This window comes from Streptomyces sp. NBC_00885, assembly GCF_045207475.1.
GTDB lineage: Bacteria > Actinomycetota > Actinomycetes > Streptomycetales > Streptomycetaceae > Streptomyces.
The window spans coordinates 1,790,179-1,807,380 of sequence record NZ_CP108796.1; the positions used below are offsets into that span (position 1 = coordinate 1,790,179).

Below are 17,202 nucleotides of genomic sequence, written 5' to 3' on the forward strand. Positions count from 1 at the left end.
GTGCCCCCCAGCACCCGGATCAGAAGTGGAAGAGTCTATCTATGCAGGTCTGGCCGGGACAGGCGTATCCCCTCGGTGCCACGTACGACGGCGCCGGCACCAACTTCGCGGTGTACTCCGAAGCCGCACGGCGCATCGAGCTGTGCCTGCTGCACGACGACGGCTCGGAGACGGCGGTGGAACTCCGCGAGGCCGACGCTTTCGTGCGGCATGCCTATCTGCCGGGCGTGATGCCGGGTCAGCGGTACGGATTTCGCGTGCACGGCCCGTACGCGCCCGAGCGCGGGCAGCGCTGCAACTCCGCGAAGCTGCTGCTCGATCCGTACGCGCGTGCGATAAGCGGTGCGATTGACTGGGGCGAGTCGGTCTACGGCTACCACTTCGGCAAGCCGGACTCGCGCAACGACCTGGACTCGGCGCCGCACACGATGACATCGGTCGTGGTCAATCCTTACTTCGACTGGGGCGACGACCGGCCGCCGCGTACCGACTACCACCGGACGGTGATCTACGAAGCCCATGTGAAGGGCATGACGATGCTGCACCCGGAGCTGCCGCCGGAGCTGCGGGGCACCTATGCCGGGCTCGCGCATCCGTCGGTCGTCTCGCATCTGACCGAACTGGGTGTCACGACGCTCGAATTGATGCCGGTGCACCAGTTCGTCAACGACCACCGGCTGGTGGACGCGAACCTGAACAACTACTGGGGCTACAACACGATCGGGTTCTTCGCGCCGCACAACGCCTACGCCTCCTGGGGCGACCGCGGCGAGCAGGTTCTGGAGTTCAAGCAGGCGGTACGGGCGCTGCACCAGGCGGGCATCGAGGTCATCCTCGACGTGGTCTACAACCACACCGCGGAGGGCAACCATCTGGGCCCGACCCTCTCCTTCCGGGGCCTGGACAACGCCTCGTACTACCGGCTGTCCGAGGATCCGCGCTACTACACGGACACGACGGGCACCGGGAACTCCCTGCTGATGCGCAGCCCCCATGTGCTGCAGCTGATCATGGACTCGCTGCGGTACTGGGTGACCGAGATGCATGTCGACGGCTTCCGCTTCGACCTCGCGGCCACGCTGGCGCGGCAGTTCCACGAGGTGGACCGGCTGTCGTCGTTCTTCGACCTGGTGCAGCAGGACCCGGTGGTAAGCCAGGTGAAACTGATCGCCGAGCCGTGGGACGTGGGCGAGGGCGGCTACCAGGTGGGGAACTTCCCACCGCTGTGGACCGAATGGAACGGCAAGTACCGCGACACCGTACGGGACCTGTGGCGGGGTGAGCCGCGCACGCTCGCGGAGTTCGCTTCGCGGCTGACCGGCTCGTCCGATCTCTACCAGGACGACGGGCGGCGGCCTCTGGCATCCATCAATTTCACGACCTGCCACGACGGTTTCACGCTGCACGATCTCGTCTCGTACAACGACAAGCACAACGACGCCAACGGCGAGGGCAACCGCGACGGCGAGAGCCACAACCGGTCCTGGAACTGCGGGGTCGAGGGCGAGAGCGACGACCCCGAGGTGCTGGAGCTGCGTGAGCGGCAGATGCGCAACTTCATCGCGACGCTGATGCTGTCGCAGGGTGTGCCGATGCTCAGCCACGGCGACGAGTTCGCGCGTACGCAGGGCGGCAACAACAACGCCTACTGCCAGGACAACGAGGTGTCCTGGGTGCGCTGGCCAAAGCCGGGCGAGGACAAGGAGGGCACGCTGCTCGCCTTCACCCGGGCCATGGTGTGGCTACGGCGCGACCATCCGGTCTTCCGGCGGCGGCGGTTCTTCCACGGGCGGCCGGTGGAGGGGACGCACGACGAGCTGACCGACATCGCGTGGTTCACACCGGAGGGCGAGGAGATGGTCCAGCGGGACTGGCAGGCGGCGCACGCGAAGGCGCTGTCGGTGTTCCTGAACGGCCACGCGATCTCGGAGCCGGGCCCCCGGGGCGAGCGCATCGGCGACGACTCCTTCCTGCTGATGTTCAACGCGAGCGGGGACGACCTGGATTTCGCGGTGCCGGTGAACCACGGACGCCAGTGGCAGGTCGTCGTGGACACGGGCCGCAAGGAGGGCGTCCCGCCGGGCGAGGGCCCGAAGGTGGCGGCGGGCGAGCGGGTGCGGCTGGTGGGGCGGAGCCTTGCGGTGCTGCGGCGTCCAGCGTGACCAGGTAGCTCTTGGCTGGCGTAGTCCGAACGGCCGACACGGACGCATGAGCGGGTGACAGAGAAGCCGTCCAGGTGGGTACGTATGTTCGCATGACGCCCATTGCCACCTACCGGCTTCAGCTCCAGCCGGACTTCCCGTTCTCGGCGGCCGCCCGGGCCGTGCCCTATCTCGCCGGGCTCGGGGTCTCGCATCTGCATCTGTCGCCCGTGCTGGAGGCGGTGCCCGGGTCCACGCACGGCTATGACGTCGTCGACCCCAGGCGGGTGCGCGAGGAGCTCGGCGGCGAGGCGGGGCTGCGCGAGCTGTCGCGTACGGCACGGGAGCACGGGCTCGGGCTCGTCCTGGACATCGTGCCGAACCATATGGCCGCCGTGCCGGGACACAACCGCGCCCTGTGGGAGGTGCTGCGCGAGGGTCCCCTGTCGCCGTACGCCCCCTGGTTCGACATCGACTGGGAGGCGGGCGGCGGGAAGGTGCTGCTGCCGGTGCTCGCGGGCCGGATCGGGGACGAGCTGGGTGCGATGCGCGTCAAGGGCGGGGTCCTTCACTACGGGGAGCAGCGCTTCCCGCTGCGCGAGTCCACCGCGAATCTGCCGCTGCCCGAGCTGCTCGACGCGCAGTGGTACCGGCTCGGCTGGTGGCGGCTGGCCCGTACCGAGCTCAACTACCGGCGCTTCTTCACCATTTCGGGGCTGATCGGGGTGCGGGTGGAGGACCCGGAGGTCTTCGACGCCACCCACGCCAAGATCCTCGAGCTGGTACGGGACGGGGTCGTCGACGGTCTGCGCATCGACCACCCGGACGGGCTCGCCGATCCCGAGGTGTATCTGCGGCGGCTGGACGAGGCGGCGGGCGGGGCGTGCTGGACGGTCGTCGAGAAGATCCTCACCGGTGACGAGCGGCTGCCGGCCGGGTGGCCGGTGGCGGGGACGACGGGGTACGACGCGCTGCGGCAGATCGACGGCCTGTTCACCGATCCGGCAGGAGAGGCCGAACTGGTCGGCCAGTACCGGGAGTTCGCCGCTCCCGCCGGTGACCGGGGCGGGCAGTGGGAGGCCACCGTGCGCCGCGCCGCGTACAAGGTGGTCACGCACGAGCTGGCCGCCGAGACCGCGGCGCTGACCCGGCTGGCCGGGCGGGTGTGCGCCGCGGATCCCGCGCTGCGCGACCACGCCCCGTGGGCGCTGCGGGCGGCAGTGCGCGAGCTGCTGGTGCGCGTGCCCGTCTACCGCCCGTACCGCATCGGCGGCGAGGACGTGCTGACCGAGGAGGCGGCTCGGGCGGCGAAGGCGGCCTTCGCGGTGGCCGAGGAGGCGGCGGCAGTCGACGTCGTGCGTGACCTCGCGCTCGGCCGGCTCGGCGAGGGGCCCGACCATGACGCGTTCCGGGCCCGGTTCGCACAGACCTCGTCCGCGCTGCGCGCCAAATCCGTCGAGGACACGGCCTTCTACCGCTATGTGCCGCTGATCTCGGCGAACGAGGTGGGCGGGGACCCTGGGAGCCCGGCGGTGAGCGCGGCCCGGTTCCACGCCTACTGTGAACGGCTCGCGCGCGACTGGCCGGCCACCGGGATCGTCCTGACCACGCACGACACCAAGCGCAGCGCGGATGTCCGGGCCAGGATCGCCGTGCTGTCCGAGTGCCCCGCCACATGGGCGGACTTCCTCGCCCGGATCACCGAGCAGGCGGGCCGTCTGGAGGGCGGACGGGCGCCCGATCCCCATCTGGCGTGGGTGGCCTGGCAGACGGCGGTCGGCTTCGGGTTCCCGTACGAGGAGAGGCTGCAGACCGCGCTGCTGAAGGCCGTACGGGAGGCGGCGCTGCACACGAGCTGGACGGAGCAGGACCCGGCGTACGAGCAGGCTGTCGCCGCCTTCGTGGACGCGGGTCCGGCCGGGCCGCCGATGTACTCGGTCGCGCTCTTCGCCAGGGGGCTGGACCCCTATGTCCGGGCCAACGCCCTGGGCGCGGCGCTGCTCCAGCTCACGATGCCGGGGGTGCCGGACCTGTATCAGGGCACGGAGCACGAGTATCTGGCGCTGGTGGACCCGGACAACCGGCAGCCGTTCCGCGAGGGCCCGGCGGACGAGAAGACGGCGGTGACGAAGGCGGCCCTGCGGCTGCGGCGGGAGAAGCCCGAGGTCTTCGGCGAGTCGGGGACGTACGCACCGCTGAGCGCGAGCGGACCCGCGGCGGAGCACTGTGTGGCCTTCTGCCGCACCGGCGAGGCGGTCACGGCCGTCACCCGCCTTTCGCTGCGCCTGGCGGAGGCGGGCGGCTGGGCGGAGACGGAGCTCACCCTTCCGCAGGGGCGCTGGGAGGATCTGCTCGCTCCGGAACGGGAGTTCACGGGCGGGTCCGTGCCGCTGGCGAAGCTGTTCGCCGAGCGTCCGGTGGCACTCCTCAGCCGCAGGGCCGTACGAGAAGAGTCCCCGGGGCGCGGGTGAGCAGCCCGCTCGCGGCGGGCCGCAAGCCGTCCGCGCGGCGCAGACCGGGCATGGCGTCGAGCAGGGCGCGCAATCCGTACCGCGCCTCCAGGGCCGCGAGCTGTACGGCGGGGCAGTCGCCGGGCCCGAAGGTCAGCTGACCGGGGTCCTCCCGCAGCACGTCGAACCGGTCGGGGTCCCTGAACCGCTCGGGGTCGCGCCCGGCCGCCCCGATGAGACAGGCGACGTCCGCGCCCGCCGGAATCGTGCCGCCGCTCACCTCGACGTCGACGGATGCCCGGCGCAGCACGACGAGGACGGGCGGATCGCGCCGCAGTGACTCGGCCCAGGCGCGCCCGATGAGCTCGGGATGCTCGCGCAGGGTGGCGAGCTGGTCGGGGTGGTCCAGGACGTTGGCGAGGAAGGAGGCGAGGGCCCTCTCGCGCAGGGACAGCTGAGCGACGCATGTCCCCGCGACGACGAGCCCGCGCGCGCCCCGGCCCCGCACGCCGACGGCGCCGGTGGGCAGCCAGCGGCAGAACTCCTCGACCAGGTCGGCCTGTTGCCGCCGCGCGATACGCCGGGCCAGGACGTAGGCGGTCCGCTCGACAACGTCCCGCACGGCCTGCGGCAGGCTTCCGCGGTGGGCCTCGCACGGCGGGTCACCGGGCCGGTGGCCGTGGGTGAAGCGGGGGTCGGTGAGCGCGGTGGCGACATCGGCGTGGCGGCTCAGCAGCCAGGCACCGATGGAGTGGTCGTGGACGAGGGGATACGCGTCTCGCAGGAGCCGGTAGTGGCGGTACGGGTCCTGCTCGCTCGCGTGGATGAGGAGGAGGGGTACGTTCTCGCTCCGGCGCCCAGCCCCGGCCGTCGCGTCACCCGCCGGACCGCCTCCCGCAGGCGCAGGGTTTCGCGCCGCGCCGTGCGGAACCGCGTTGTTCATGTCGTCTCGTTCCCCTGTCACAGCCGCGCTCGCTCGCGCGCGTCTGTATCAGGCGACCACCGTGTCGTCCTGCGCGCAGTCCGCGTGCGCCCGTACGGGTGATGAAGAGGTCTGCGGGGGATGAAGACGTCAGCGCGCGGTGAGGCGGAAACTCATCCGGCCGAAGCCCACCATGTCCCCGTCGTGCACGACGACCGATCCGGTCACCCGCCGTCCGTTCACCGTGGTGCCGTTGGTCGAGCCGAGGTCGCGCAGGATCCACAGGCTGCCCTGCCTGCTCAACTCGGCGTGCAGACGCGAGACCGTGTCATGGCTCAGCCGCAGGCCGTTGCCCGGGTCACGGCCGATCCGCAGGGGGTACGGTCCCGGTTCGGGCAGCAGCAGCGGTGGCAGCTTCTCGGCCTGCCAGGCCCTGCGCAGCCGTACGGAGAAGGCGGAGACGCAGCCGACCGCGCTGTACAGCCGACGTGACAAGCGGCTCTCGGTGTTGAGGTCGGCGGTGAGCGCCCGCAGTTCGTCGGGCCGGCGGGCGGCCAGGGCGAGTTCCATACGCCGGATGAACGTGTCGTGCGACAGCTTGCCCTGGGCCGCGCCCTCTCTGAGCACACCGAGGACACGGTCGCGCTCGGCATCGGAGGGCCGAGCGGGATACGTGTGGAACTCGAAGGACGACGTCACATACGAGATTGTCGGGCCGAAGGGCTACAAGTGTCCAGAAGAACCGTCGTTCCCATCCGTGCCCGAGCGGCTGCTGACCTGCACGGAAGCATTTCCTCCGCCGCTTTTGCCGCGTTTCTGGAGCGCAGTTGAAACAAAGGCGGCCGAAACAAAAGCGCTGGACGGATCCCCGCGAGGCCCTCTAGCGTGATCGCGACGCCACGGACCGACGGAAGGAGGCGAGAGCAGTGCAGACCACACGATTCCCGCGCTCCCGCCCCGTCCACCGCGCGTTCGCAGTCTGACCGGGAGCGCACACCGCACCACTCTTCCCGGAGGACAACTCTCATGACCGATCTGGTCATTCGCGCGCTCAGCGAGAGCGACGCGCATCTCTTCGACACCCTGCCCGACCCTCTCGGTGTCGGCCGCGCACTGGCCCGGGCCACGCACCGGCCGGATTGGAAGCGGGTCGCGCTGCGCGACGGCAAGGTCGTCGCGCGGGCCGCCTGGTGGGGCGGACCCGATGACGAAACCCCCGTCAACATCAACTGGTTCGACTTCGCCGACGGCGAGGAGGAAGCGGGCGCCGAGCTGCTGCGCACCTCTCCGTTCCACGTCGAGTTCGAACTGATCCTGCCCGCCGGCTGGCGCGAGGACCCGGCGCGCCTGTCGGCCGGTGAGGCCAGGATCCGGGCCGCGGAAGCGGCCGGGATGCAGGTCCTGGTCGAGCGCTACCAGTACCGCTGGACGCCCGAGTGCGGGCTGCCGGAGCGGCCGGGGCGGCTGGAGTTCCGGACGGAACCCGACGACGAGGTCATTCTCGACGTACTGCGCCGCATCCACTCCGTGACGCTCGACGCGCACGCGCTGCGCGCCATCGCCGCATCGGGCGTGGACCGGGCGGCACAGGAGGAACTGGACTTCTTCCACTGGTGCCCGTCGCCGCGCGAGTGGTGGCAGCTGGCTTACACGCCTCAGGGCGAGCTGGTCGGCCTGCACGTCCCGGCGCACAATCCGTCGGGGCCGTGCGTCGGCTTCATCGGGGTCGTGCCGGAGCAGCGCGGCCGCGGCTACGCGTACGACCTGCTGGTGGAGTGCACGCACTTCCTGGCCGAGCGGGGCGCGGAGTTCATCGCGGGCGCCACCGATCAGGGCAACTTCCCCATGGCGGCGAACTTCGCGAAGGCCGGACATCCCATCGTGCAGGAGCGCGTCCACTTCCTGCCCGGCTCCCCGCATTGATCGTGCTCGGGGGTGTCCGTAAGCTCCGGACACCCCCGAGCTGATGGCGAGCCGCACATGACGACGCAAGAGCTGTACTCCGAGCCACGGGTCCGCGTGGGCGCAGGCTGGATATCGGCTCTCGTGCTGGCCAACCTGGGCCTGTTCATGGCCTTTCTCACGCCGATACAGGTGCTGCTCGCCGAGCAGATCGACGAGCTGTCCCCGTCGGGCAAGGAGGTCGCGCTGGGCTGGGCGACGGGTGTCGGGGCACTGGTCGCCGTGGTGGCCAATCCGCTGGCGGGCGCGCTCTCGGACCGTACGAGCGGACGCTTCGGCCGCCGCCGGCCGTGGATACTCGGCGGGGCGGTACTGGGCGCCGTGGGACTCGCCGTCACCGCCGCGCAGACGACCGTCGTCGGGGTCGCGCTCGGCTGGTGTCTGGCCCAGCTCGGCCTGAACGCCATGCTCGCCGGGACGAACGCCGTCGTGCCCGACCAGGTGCCGGTGCGTCAGCGGGCCGCGGTCTCCGGATTCCTCGGGATACCGATGACGCTGGGTCTGGTGGTCGGCGCGCTTCTGGTGACCATGGTGGTGACGGGGATCGCGACGGGCTATCTGCTGCTGGCCGTGCTGACGGTGCTCTGCGCGCTGCCGTTCGTCCTGTTCATGCCGGACCCTCAGGTACCGGTGTCCGCACGGGAGCCGGTACGGCTGAAGGACTTCTGGGTGAGTCCGCGGGCGTATCCGGACTTCGGCTGGGCCTGGCTCACCCGCTTCCTGGTCATGCTCGGCAATGCGCTGGGCACGCTCTTTCTGCTGTATTTCCTCAAGGACGCGGTGCACTACCCGGATCCGGACGAGGGCGTGCTGATCCTGACGCTGCTGTACACGGCGGGCGTGGTGGTGACCGCGGTGGCTGGTGGGGTGGTCTCGGACCGGCTGGGGCGGCGCAAGGCGCTGGTGGCAGCAGGTTCGGCGGTGATGGCGGTGGCCTCGCTGCTGCTGACGCTGTGGCACACCTGGCCGATGGCGATGGGCGCGGCCGCGCTGCTGGGGCTCGGCTTCGGGATGTACATCGCGGTCGACCAGGCGCTGATCACTCAGGTGCTGCCGGGGGCCGGCGACCGTGCCAAGGATCTGGGTGTCATCAATATCGCCAACTCGGCTCCGCAGGTTCTCGGCCCGGCGCTGGCCGCGCCGATCGTGACGTACGCGGGCGGGTACGCCGGGCTGTATCTGTCCGCGGCCGTGGTGACGGCCCTCGGTGGTGTGCTGGTGTGGAAGATCCGCTCGGTGCCGTGAGGTTGAGTGCCGTGAGGTTCAGTGCGGCCGTGCCGGGAGGTTCAGTGGCCCGGCTTCTGGGCGGCGATGGCGTCCCGGTACCAGGCGTACGAGGCCTTCGGCGTGCGCTCCAGCGTCTCGTAGTCGATGTGGACGAGGCCGAAGCGCTGCGCCGCGCCCTCGACCCACTCGATGTTGTCGGTGAGCGACCAGGTGAAGTAGCCGCGTACGTCGACACCCGCCTCGATCGCCTGGTGCAGCGAGCGCAGATGGCCGTCGAGGAAGTCGATACGGCGGCGGTCCTCGAGCCCGTCGTACGAGCAGCCGTTCTCGGTTATGTACACCGGCGGCAGCCGGTCGCCGAACCGGTCCTTCAGCAGGACGAGCTGCTCGCGCAGCCCGTCGGGCACGACCGCCCAGCCGAAGTCGGTGCGCTGCTCGCTCTCGATCTCCCGCACCCCGAAAGGCAGTTCGGCGGGCAGGCCGACACCGGCGAAGTCGCCGAGTGCGTCGTTCGACGGCGCGCCGACGAGCATCGGCTGGTAGTAGTTCACGCCGTACCAGTCGAGCGGGGCGGAGATGACGTCCAGGTCCTCGGCGACCGGTCCCGGCATCAGGGCGGCGAAGTTCTCGTCCGGGTAGCGGCCGGTGAGAATCGGGTCGGCGAACATCCAGTTGGTGATCGTGTCGTAGAGCTCGGCGCCGAACCGGTCCTCCTCGCTCGTCCCGGCGGCCCGCACGGGTGAGTGGGAGACGGCGATCCCGATGTTCTCGGCGCCCGCCGCGCGCAGGGCCTGGACGGCGAGGCCGTGGGCGAGCAGCTGATGGTGGGCGGCGGGCAGCGCGTCGAAGAGCAGTTGCCTGCCGGGCGCGTGCTCGCCCAGTGCGTAGCCCAGCAGGGTGACCTCGGCCGGTTCGTTGATGGTGATCCACATCGGTACGCGGTCGGCGAGCCGTTCGGCGACGGCCGAGGCGTACTCGGCGAAGCGCGCCGCCGTGTCCCGGTTGAGCCAGCCGCCCGCCTCGTCCAGCGGGAGCGGGGTGTCCCAGTGGTAGAGGGTCGGCGCGGGCGTGATGCCGTGGGCGCACAGCTCGTCGACGAGCCGGTCGTAGAAGTCGAGCCCGGCGGTGTTGACCGGGCCGCTGCCGCCGGGGACGACACGCGGCCAGCTGACGGAGAAGCGGAAGGCGTCCGCGCCGAGCCCGGTGAGCAGGGCGACGTCCTCGCGGTAGCGGGCGTGGAAGCCGGTGGCGCGCGAGGCGTCGGCTCCGTCCTTGATACGGCCCTGGGCGGCGAAGGCGTCCCAGCCGGACGGCCCCTTGCCGTCGGTGTCGGAGGCTCCCTCGGTCTGGAACGCGGAGGCGGACGCGCCCCAGAGGAAGCCGGGCGGGAAGGCGGGCAGCGGTGGCAGCGGCGTCGACATGGCCGTGACCTTAATGGCCCCAAGGACACGGCTTCTAGACCCCGATCTTGCCAGGATGGGACCGGCATCGACGACGCATCGACGATTGAGGGGACGCCAGTGCTGTTCGAGGTGTGGGCACCGCAGGCCGAGGACCGGGTCTCGCTGTGGCTGGAGGGCGCCGCTCGCCCCATGGAGCGCGCCGAAGGGCGACCGGGCTGGTGGATGACGGAGGCGGACGCGGGCGAGGGTGCGCGGTACGGCTTCGCGCTGGACGGCGGGCACGTGCTGCCCGATCCGCGTTCGCGCCGCCAGCCGGACGGACCCGACGGGACCAGCGCGATCGTGGACCATGATGCGTACGAGTGGCGGCACGCGTGGGCGGGGCGGGGGCTCGGCGGCGCCGTGCTGTACGAGCTCCACATCGGCACGTACACCCGCGAGGGCACGCTGGACGCGGCGGCCGAACACCTCGGCGAACTGGCCGAGTTGGGGATCTCCCATGTCGAGCTGATGCCACTGTGCCCCTTCCCCGGGGTGCACGGCTGGGGGTACGAGGGCGTGTCGCTGTGGGCGGTCCACGAGCCCTACGGCGGGCCCGAGGCGCTCAAGCGGTTTGTCGACACGGCGCACGGTCATGGCCTCGGGGTGGTCCTGGACGTGGTCCACAACCACCTCGGCCCGTCCGGAAACCACCTGCCCGCCTTCGGCCCGTACTTCACCGACACCCACCACACACCCTGGGGCGCCGCCGTCAACCTCGACGCCCCCGGCTCCGACGAGGTGCGCGCGTATCTGCTGGGCAGCGCGCTGGCCTGGCTGCGTGACTACCGCATCGACGGGCTGCGCCTCGACGCGGTGCACGCCCTCGCCGACACCCGCGCGCTCACGTTCCTTGAGGAGCTGTCCGGGGCCGTCGACGCGCTCTCCGGCGACCTCGGCCGGCCCCTGTTCCTGATCGCCGAGTCGGACCTCGGCGACCCACGCACGACGACGCCCCGCGAGGCGGGCGGTCTCGGCCTGCACGCGCAGTGGAACGACGACCACCACCACGCCCTGCACACGACGCTGACCGGCGAATCCCAGGGCTACTACGCCGACTTCGCGGCAGCCCCGCTCGCGGCCGTCGCCAAGACCCTCACGCACGCCTTCTTCCACGACGGAACGTATTCGAGCTTCCGCGGGCGTACGCACGGCCGTCCGCTCGATGTGACGATCACCCCCGCGCACCGCTTCCTCGGCTACGCCCAGACCCACGACCAGATCGGCAACCGGGCACAGGGCGACCGGCTCTCCGCCACCCTCTCCCCCGGGCTGCTGGCCTGCGCGGCCGCGCTGGTGCTGACCGGGCCCTTCGTCCCGTTGCTGTTCATGGGTGAGGAGTGGGGCGCCCGTACGCCCTGGCAGTTCTTCACCGACCACACCGACCCGGAACTGGCCGAGGCGGTACGCAGCGGCCGGCGACGGGAGTTCGCGGCCCACGGCTGGGCGGCGGACCAGATCCCCGACCCGCAGGACCCCGCGACCCGGGCCCGCTCCTGCCTGGACCGCGCCGAACGCTCGCGCGAACCGCACGCCCGTCTGCTGGCCTGGCACCGCGAACTGATCGCCCTGCGCCGCACCCAGCCCGACCTGACCGATCCGGACCTGGAGGCGGTGAAGGTGGCGTACGACGAATCGGCCCGCTGGCTGGCCTACCGCCGGGGCGACACGCTGGTGGCGATCAACCTCGCGAAGGAGGCGGCGGATATTCCGCTCGGGGCCGGGGCGCGGGTGCTGGCGTCCTGGGACGGGGGCGAACCGCCGGGGGCGGACGGGGTGTTGCGTCTCCCGCGGGAGTCGTGCGTGGTCCTGGCCGAGCGCTGAGTTTCCCCCACCCCGCCAAGGCTTCGCCCCGGACCCCGTATGCGACCTTCGGCCGCATGTCCTCAAACGCCGGACGGGCTGAATGTGCGGCCCAGCCGCACATTTCAGCCCCGCCGGCGATTGAGGCGTGGTCCCGGACGCGAGACTCAGCCTCGCCGGCGTTTGAGGCGCGGGGGTCCGGGGGCGGAGCCCCCCGCACGGGGTCTGGGGCTTGCCCCAGTTCGGGAAGGGGCGGGTAGGGGAACAGGCCCCCCGCAGGCGCCCCCCGCCCGCTACTCCACGATCGCCATCTCGCGCGACGTCACATTGAGCCGCCGCCCACCCTCCCCCGTGACCGTCACGATGTCCTCGATCCGCACCCCGAACCGCCCCGGCAGATAAATCCCCGGCTCCACCGAGAAGCACATCCCCGGCACCAGCTCCCGCTCCTCCCCCTCGATCATGTACGGCGGCTCGTGCGTCGTGACGCCGATCCCGTGGCCCGTGCGGTGGATGAACAGGTCCCCGTACCCCGCCTCGTCGATGATTTCGCGGGCCGCCCGGTCGACCTCCTGGCAGGCCACTCCCGGCTTCACCGCGTCGACCCCGGCCCGCTGGGCCTCCTGCACCACGTCGTGGATGTGCTGCTCGGCGGGGGACGGCTCGCCGACGTGGACCGTACGGGAGGTGTCCGAGCCGTAGCCGTGCTTGAGGCCGCCGAAGTCGAGGACGACCATGTCGCCCTGCTCGATGGTCCGTGTCCCCGCCTCGTGGTGGGGCTTCGCGCCGTTCGGGCCGGAGCCGACGACCGTGAAGTCCACCTGGGAGTGGCCGAAATGCTTGAGCAGCGCGGCGAGATCGGCCGCGACGTCCAGCTCCGCGCGCCCCGAGAAGCGGACCTTCAGGATCTCCTCGTACGTCGCGTCCGCCGCCGCGCCCGCGGCCGCCAGCCGTTCCAGCTCATGCGCGTCCTTCACCGCCCGCAGCATGGGCAGCGCCTCGGTCAGCGATACGTACGAGGTCTCCGGCAACGTGTTCTGCAGGCCGAGCAGATGCATCGCCCAGGCGTTGTCGCTGACGCCGAACCGCCCGGCCGCGTCGAGGAGCGGCGCGGTGACGGCGTAGGGGTCCTTGCCGTCGGTCCAGTCCCGCAGGGTGAGCGCGGGCGCGCCCGGGGCCTCCGCGGCGTCCGGGGCCTCCAGGGTCGGGACGACGAGGACGGGGTCCCGGCCGGCCGCGAGGACGAGGAGGGTCAGCCGTTCGGTTTCCGCGGGCCGGTAGCCGGTGAGGTGGACCAGGTCGGGGCCGGGGGCGACCAGGAGCCCCGCGAGCCCCGCTTCGGCGGCGGACTCGGCGGCGCGGGCCATCCTGGCCCGGTAGTCGTCGGCGGTGAAGGGCGCGGGTGTGGTCGGCATGGGGCCATCCTGCCCGGCCGACATGGGGCCCGCGAGTTCATTCCTCGCCCTTGGCCACCAGCCGTTCCAGCAACTCCTGGAATTCCTCGCCGACCACGATCCGCAGTCCCTCGCCGTCCTCGTCACGGTCGCTGAGCTGGGTGAGCGTGCCCTCGCGCCACCAGTAGACGTAGGGGCTGATGGCGCCAGGGGTGTCGGCGTAGCCGGAGGCCGCGAAGGAGGCCATGGCGTTGAGCGCGGGGATCATGCCGGCGTCGTGGATGGCATGGAAGGCCAGCTGGTGCCGGAAGGGCATGGCGACCAGCGCGCCGTCGGCGGACAACTGCTTCCCGGTGACCTGCCGTACGACGCTGTCCAGCGCCAGGACCCGGCTCGCGGTGTAGAAGGAGTCGCCGACGACCACCTCGAAGCGCATGCCGTCGGCGTCCTTGACGGTCTCGTGGCCCTCGACGGGCAGTCCCCGGAGGTTGTACAGCGCCTGGTCCCGCAGGTACTGGAGGTCGCCGAGGGGTTCCAGGGCCTCGTCGGTGAGCATCATGACGCTCTCGGGGAGGTCGAGCGCGATGATCTCGTACAGGCCGGGGGCGAGGGGGCGGGCGTAGCCGAAGTTCTCCGGGTTGAAGCCGTCACGGCCGACGACGCGGGGGTAGAGCTGCGCGCGGATCTGCTCGGTCGGCAGGGTGTCCAGCGCCGAGGGTGCGTCCATGGTGCGCAGGACCATCCCGACGTGCTGGCGGACCAGTTCGGGCCAGGCGCGGGGCCCGCGCTCGTCGTTGTGGCAGACGGCGGCGAGGTTGGCGAGCCCGAACTGGCGGCCCGAACTGTCGGACACCACATCCGCGTAGACGGTCACCTCCAGGCCGTGCTCGGCGAAGGCTTCGCGCATCTGGGCGCGGAAGCGGGTGCCTTCCTCGGCCGAGAAGAAGGAGAACTCGGGGTCCCGGGGTGCATCGCGTCCGTCGCGCTTCGGCCCTCGCCGGAACAGCCCCACGTCAACCCGCCTTCCGTCGGCATGCCAGAACCCCGAGCGTACAGACCGCGACCTGCACTACAGGAGCCTGTCCAGGAGCCTGCTCCGCATGCGCTCGGCCAGCCTTTCGACGGAGCCCCGGTGCGGAGCTGTACGGGGACGGGACGCGGCCGCACCCGCTCGTGCGGGCGCGGGCGGCGGCCGGGGCGGCGCACGCCGCAGCTGCGGAGGCTACGGCGACTGCGTGATCACGAAGTCGGCGCGGTTGCGGCCGCGGGCGACCAGCCGGGCGTTGGGCTCGTCGGAGTCGTGGACCCAGCGCTCGGCGAACGCCCGCGGCTTGCCGAACCGCACATGCCGGTCGACGAGCCGGCTGACGCGGACGGCGTCGTCGAGCTCCAGGTACCAGACCTCGTCGACGAGGGGGCGGACCTGCGCCCAGGGGCCCTCGTCGTGGAGCAGGTAGTTGCCCTCGGTGACGACGAGGGGGACGTCGGGCTCGACCGCGATGCGCCCGGCCACCGGCTCCTCCAGGGCCCGGTCGAAGGCCGGGGCGTAGACCGTGACGCCCGGGACGGGTGCGCGCAGCCGCGCGAGCAGGGCGGCGTATCCGGCGGCGTCGAAGGTGTCGGGCGCACCCTTGCGGCGCGCCCGGCCGAGGCGTTCGAGCTCGGCCTGCGCGAGGTGGAAGCCGTCCATGGGGACGAGGACGGCGAGGCCGCCGAGGACGTCGACGATGTGGGCGGCGAGGGTCGACTTGCCGGCACCCGGGGCTCCGGCGATGCCCAGGACGACGCGGCGGCCGGAGACGGCGAGGGCGCGGGCGCGGTACAGGACGTGCGGTGGGTACTGCGGGGGCGGGGGCGGCGGCGCGTGCATGGCGGGCATTCTTCCACTGCGTTGGACCCGTCTCCGTCATACGTATAACGTAGGCTCATGTCGTATATCGCCCTGGTCACCCTCGTCGTCCGTGACTACGACGAGGCCATCGCCTTCTACACCGACGCGCTCGGCTTCGAACTGGCCGAGGACACCGACCGCGGGGACGGCAGCCGCTGGGTCGTGGTCCGCCCGAGCGGCTCGGGCCACGGCACCGCGCTGCTGCTTGCCCGCGCCGGCGACGAGGCCCAGCGCGCGAGCGTGGGCGCCCAGACCGGCGGCCGGGTCGGCTTCTTCCTGCACACCGCGGACTTCGCTGCCGACCACGCCAGGATGACCGCGGCGGGCGTCCGCTTCCTGGAGGAGCCTCGGCACGAGCCGTACGGATCGGTCGCGGTTTTCGAGGACCTGTACGGCAACCGCTGGGACCTGCTGCAGCCCAGGTAACCGTCGGCCGCGCGACTCACCGCACGTGCCACGGCGCGTACGGCCGGGCAACTCGCCGGAACGCGGCCGCAGTTGGGCCACCCCGGGTGAGCGGCCGGCGGCGCCGACGCCCGGGCTGCGCCGTCACGCCGACGTGAAGTCGAGCGGGCGCGGACGTTGACGATTCATCCTTTCTCGGCTTCACATCCCGCTTCGACTGCCCCAATTGCCCCTGATCGTTCTACTCTCTTTACAGAAGGCAGGCGGAAGGCAACCTGTCGACCTGCCGCCGGCCTCCACTGAGAGGAGGCGGACATGAGAACGTCGATACGGCGGTCCACGATCTTCACCAGCGCGGCAGTGCTGCTTCTGGCGGCCTGCGGCTCGTCCGGCAGCGCTGAGTCGTCGGACGGGGATGGTCAGCTCAAGCTCGGCTATGTCCTCCCGGAAACCGGGCAGCTGGCCTTCCTGGGCCCGCCACAGATCGAGGCAATGAAGTTCGCGATCGCTGGTATCAACGCCGGCGGTGGAGTGCTTGGCAAGCCCATACCGGCCGTGGTCGGTGGCGACGAGGCAGGCCAGGAGGCCGTGGCGGCACAGTCGGCGGACCGCGTGCTGAACGCGGGCGTCGATGCGATCATCGGTGCCGCGGCTTCCGGAATGTCTCTGGCATTCATCGACCGGGTGACCGGTGAAGGTGTCGTCCAGTGCTCGGGTTCCAACACCGCACCTACCTTCACCGACTACGACGACGGCGGCTTCTACTTCCGTACCGCGCCGAGCGACGCACTCCAGGGGCCGATCCTGGCCAAGACCATCCAGGGCGACGGCCACAAGCGGGTGGCCCTGATCGCGCGCGCCGACGACTACGGAAAGGGACTGCTGGAGTCCACCAAGAAGGCGCTGGAGGACGGCGGCGCCACCGTGACGCTCGCCGAGACGTACGACACGAAGGCCACCAACTACGACCAGATCGTCCAGAAGGTCAAGGACTCGAAGCCGGATGCGGCCGTGGTGGTCGCCTTCGAGGAGGGCACGCAGATCCTCCAGGCCATGATCGAGGCAGGAGTCGGTCCCCAGCAGATCGGTGTGTACGGAGCCGACGGGCTGCGGAGTGAGGAACTGCCCAAGCTCGTCTCCCCGGCCAACCCCGCCGCGCTTGCCGGGATGAAGGGGACGGCTCCGGCATCGGCGTCCAACCCGCAGTTCGTGGCGCAGCTGAAGAAGTTCGCCCCGAGCCTGAAGGAGCTGCAGTTCGCACCGCAGGTCTTCGACTGCGTGACGACCATCGCGCTCGCCGCCGAGCAGGCCAAGTCCGACGACCCCGGGAAGTTTGCGAAGGAGATCGTCGGAGTCACCAAGGACGGCGAGAAGTGCAACTCGTTCGCCGCCTGCAAGAAGCTGATCGCAGATGGCAAGGACATCGACTACGAAGGCGTGAGCGGTCCGCTCAACTTCACCGACGCCGGTGAGCCCGGCCAGGCGACCATCGAGGTGTACACGTACAACGCGAAGGGCCAGCTGCAGACCGTGAGCACCCAGGTGAGCAAGGGCCAGGAGTGAGG

General features: G+C 71.1%; 13 protein-coding genes. 7 read left to right on the forward strand and 6 right to left on the reverse strand.

The window, feature by feature from the left end; genetic code table 11:
- The first annotated feature begins 41 nt into the window (after positions 1-41).
- Both glgX and treY read left to right on the forward strand, forming a co-directional pair.
- Positions 42-2,162, forward strand: coding sequence for a glycogen debranching protein GlgX (glgX, locus tag OHA61_RS08135; protein WP_389370175.1), 2,121 nt, complete (start codon positions 42-44; stop codon positions 2,160-2,162).
- A gap of 92 nt (positions 2,163-2,254) precedes the next feature.
- Positions 2,255-4,612, forward strand: coding sequence for a malto-oligosyltrehalose synthase (gene treY, locus OHA61_RS08140; protein ID WP_406302454.1), 2,358 nt, complete (start codon positions 2,255-2,257; stop codon positions 4,610-4,612).
- On the opposite strand, the gene OHA61_RS08145 is transcribed toward treY, so the two are convergent.
- Both OHA61_RS08145 and OHA61_RS08150 read right to left on the reverse strand, forming a co-directional pair.
- Positions 4,569-5,534 (reverse strand): cytochrome P450, encoded by a 966-nt coding sequence (locus OHA61_RS08145; RefSeq protein WP_406302455.1) that lies wholly within the window; start codon positions 5,532-5,534, stop codon positions 4,569-4,571. The two genes, treY and OHA61_RS08145, sit on opposite strands and share 44 nt — an antisense overlap.
- A gap of 129 nt (positions 5,535-5,663) precedes the next feature.
- Entirely contained in the window at positions 5,664-6,212 is a 549-nt protein-coding gene (locus OHA61_RS08150; RefSeq protein WP_406302456.1) for an FHA domain-containing protein, read from the reverse strand.
- Positions 6,213-6,539: 327 nt separating this feature from the next.
- Here OHA61_RS08150 and OHA61_RS08155 point away from each other — a divergent pair, with 327 nt between their 5' ends.
- Both OHA61_RS08155 and OHA61_RS08160 read left to right on the forward strand, forming a co-directional pair.
- Complete coding sequence (locus OHA61_RS08155; RefSeq protein ID WP_406302457.1) at positions 6,540-7,436, forward strand: GNAT family N-acetyltransferase; 897 nt, start codon at positions 6,540-6,542, stop codon at positions 7,434-7,436.
- A gap of 57 nt (positions 7,437-7,493) precedes the next feature.
- On the forward strand, positions 7,494-8,720 hold the full coding sequence (locus tag OHA61_RS08160; protein WP_406302458.1) for an MFS transporter: 1,227 nt from the start codon (positions 7,494-7,496) through the stop codon (positions 8,718-8,720).
- A 41-nt stretch (positions 8,721-8,761) separates the two neighbouring features.
- Here OHA61_RS08160 and OHA61_RS08165 read toward each other — a convergent pair whose 3' ends face one another.
- Positions 8,762-10,123 carry a GH1 family beta-glucosidase gene (locus OHA61_RS08165; RefSeq protein ID WP_406302459.1) on the reverse strand — a complete coding sequence of 454 codons (1,362 nt, stop codon included), beginning with the start codon at positions 10,121-10,123 and terminating at the stop codon, positions 8,762-8,764.
- A gap of 99 nt (positions 10,124-10,222) precedes the next feature.
- Here OHA61_RS08165 and treZ point away from each other — a divergent pair, with 99 nt between their 5' ends.
- Positions 10,223-11,968 carry a malto-oligosyltrehalose trehalohydrolase gene (treZ, locus tag OHA61_RS08170; protein ID WP_406302460.1) on the forward strand — a complete coding sequence of 582 codons (1,746 nt, stop codon included), beginning with the start codon at positions 10,223-10,225 and terminating at the stop codon, positions 11,966-11,968.
- Positions 11,969-12,240: 272 nt separating this feature from the next.
- On the opposite strand, the gene OHA61_RS08175 is transcribed toward treZ, so the two are convergent.
- The 3 genes from OHA61_RS08175 to OHA61_RS08185 all read right to left on the reverse strand — a co-directional run bounded on the left by OHA61_RS08175 (position 12,241) and on the right by OHA61_RS08185 (position 15,211).
- The gene (locus OHA61_RS08175; protein WP_406302461.1) at positions 12,241-13,362 is read right to left on the reverse strand and encodes an aminopeptidase P family protein; all 1,122 of its coding nucleotides are present in this window, start codon (positions 13,360-13,362) and stop codon (positions 12,241-12,243) included.
- Positions 13,363-13,399: 37 nt separating this feature from the next.
- On the reverse strand, positions 13,400-14,353 hold the full coding sequence (locus OHA61_RS08180; RefSeq protein ID WP_406302462.1) for a hypothetical protein: 954 nt from the start codon (positions 14,351-14,353) through the stop codon (positions 13,400-13,402).
- 210 nt (positions 14,354-14,563) lie between these two features.
- Complete coding sequence (locus OHA61_RS08185) at positions 14,564-15,211, reverse strand: nucleoside/nucleotide kinase family protein (RefSeq protein ID WP_361904092.1); 648 nt, start codon at positions 15,209-15,211, stop codon at positions 14,564-14,566.
- 57 nt (positions 15,212-15,268) lie between these two features.
- On the opposite strand from OHA61_RS08185, the gene OHA61_RS08190 reads away from it, so the two are divergent.
- Both OHA61_RS08190 and OHA61_RS08195 read left to right on the forward strand, forming a co-directional pair.
- Positions 15,269-15,658 carry a VOC family protein gene (locus tag OHA61_RS08190; protein WP_406302463.1) on the forward strand — a complete coding sequence of 130 codons (390 nt, stop codon included), beginning with the start codon at positions 15,269-15,271 and terminating at the stop codon, positions 15,656-15,658.
- 294 nt (positions 15,659-15,952) lie between these two features.
- Positions 15,953-17,200: an ABC transporter substrate-binding protein gene (locus OHA61_RS08195; protein WP_406302464.1), complete on the forward strand. Its 1,248-nt coding sequence runs from the start codon at positions 15,953-15,955 to the stop codon at positions 17,198-17,200.
- Positions 17,201-17,202: the final 2 nt, after the last annotated feature.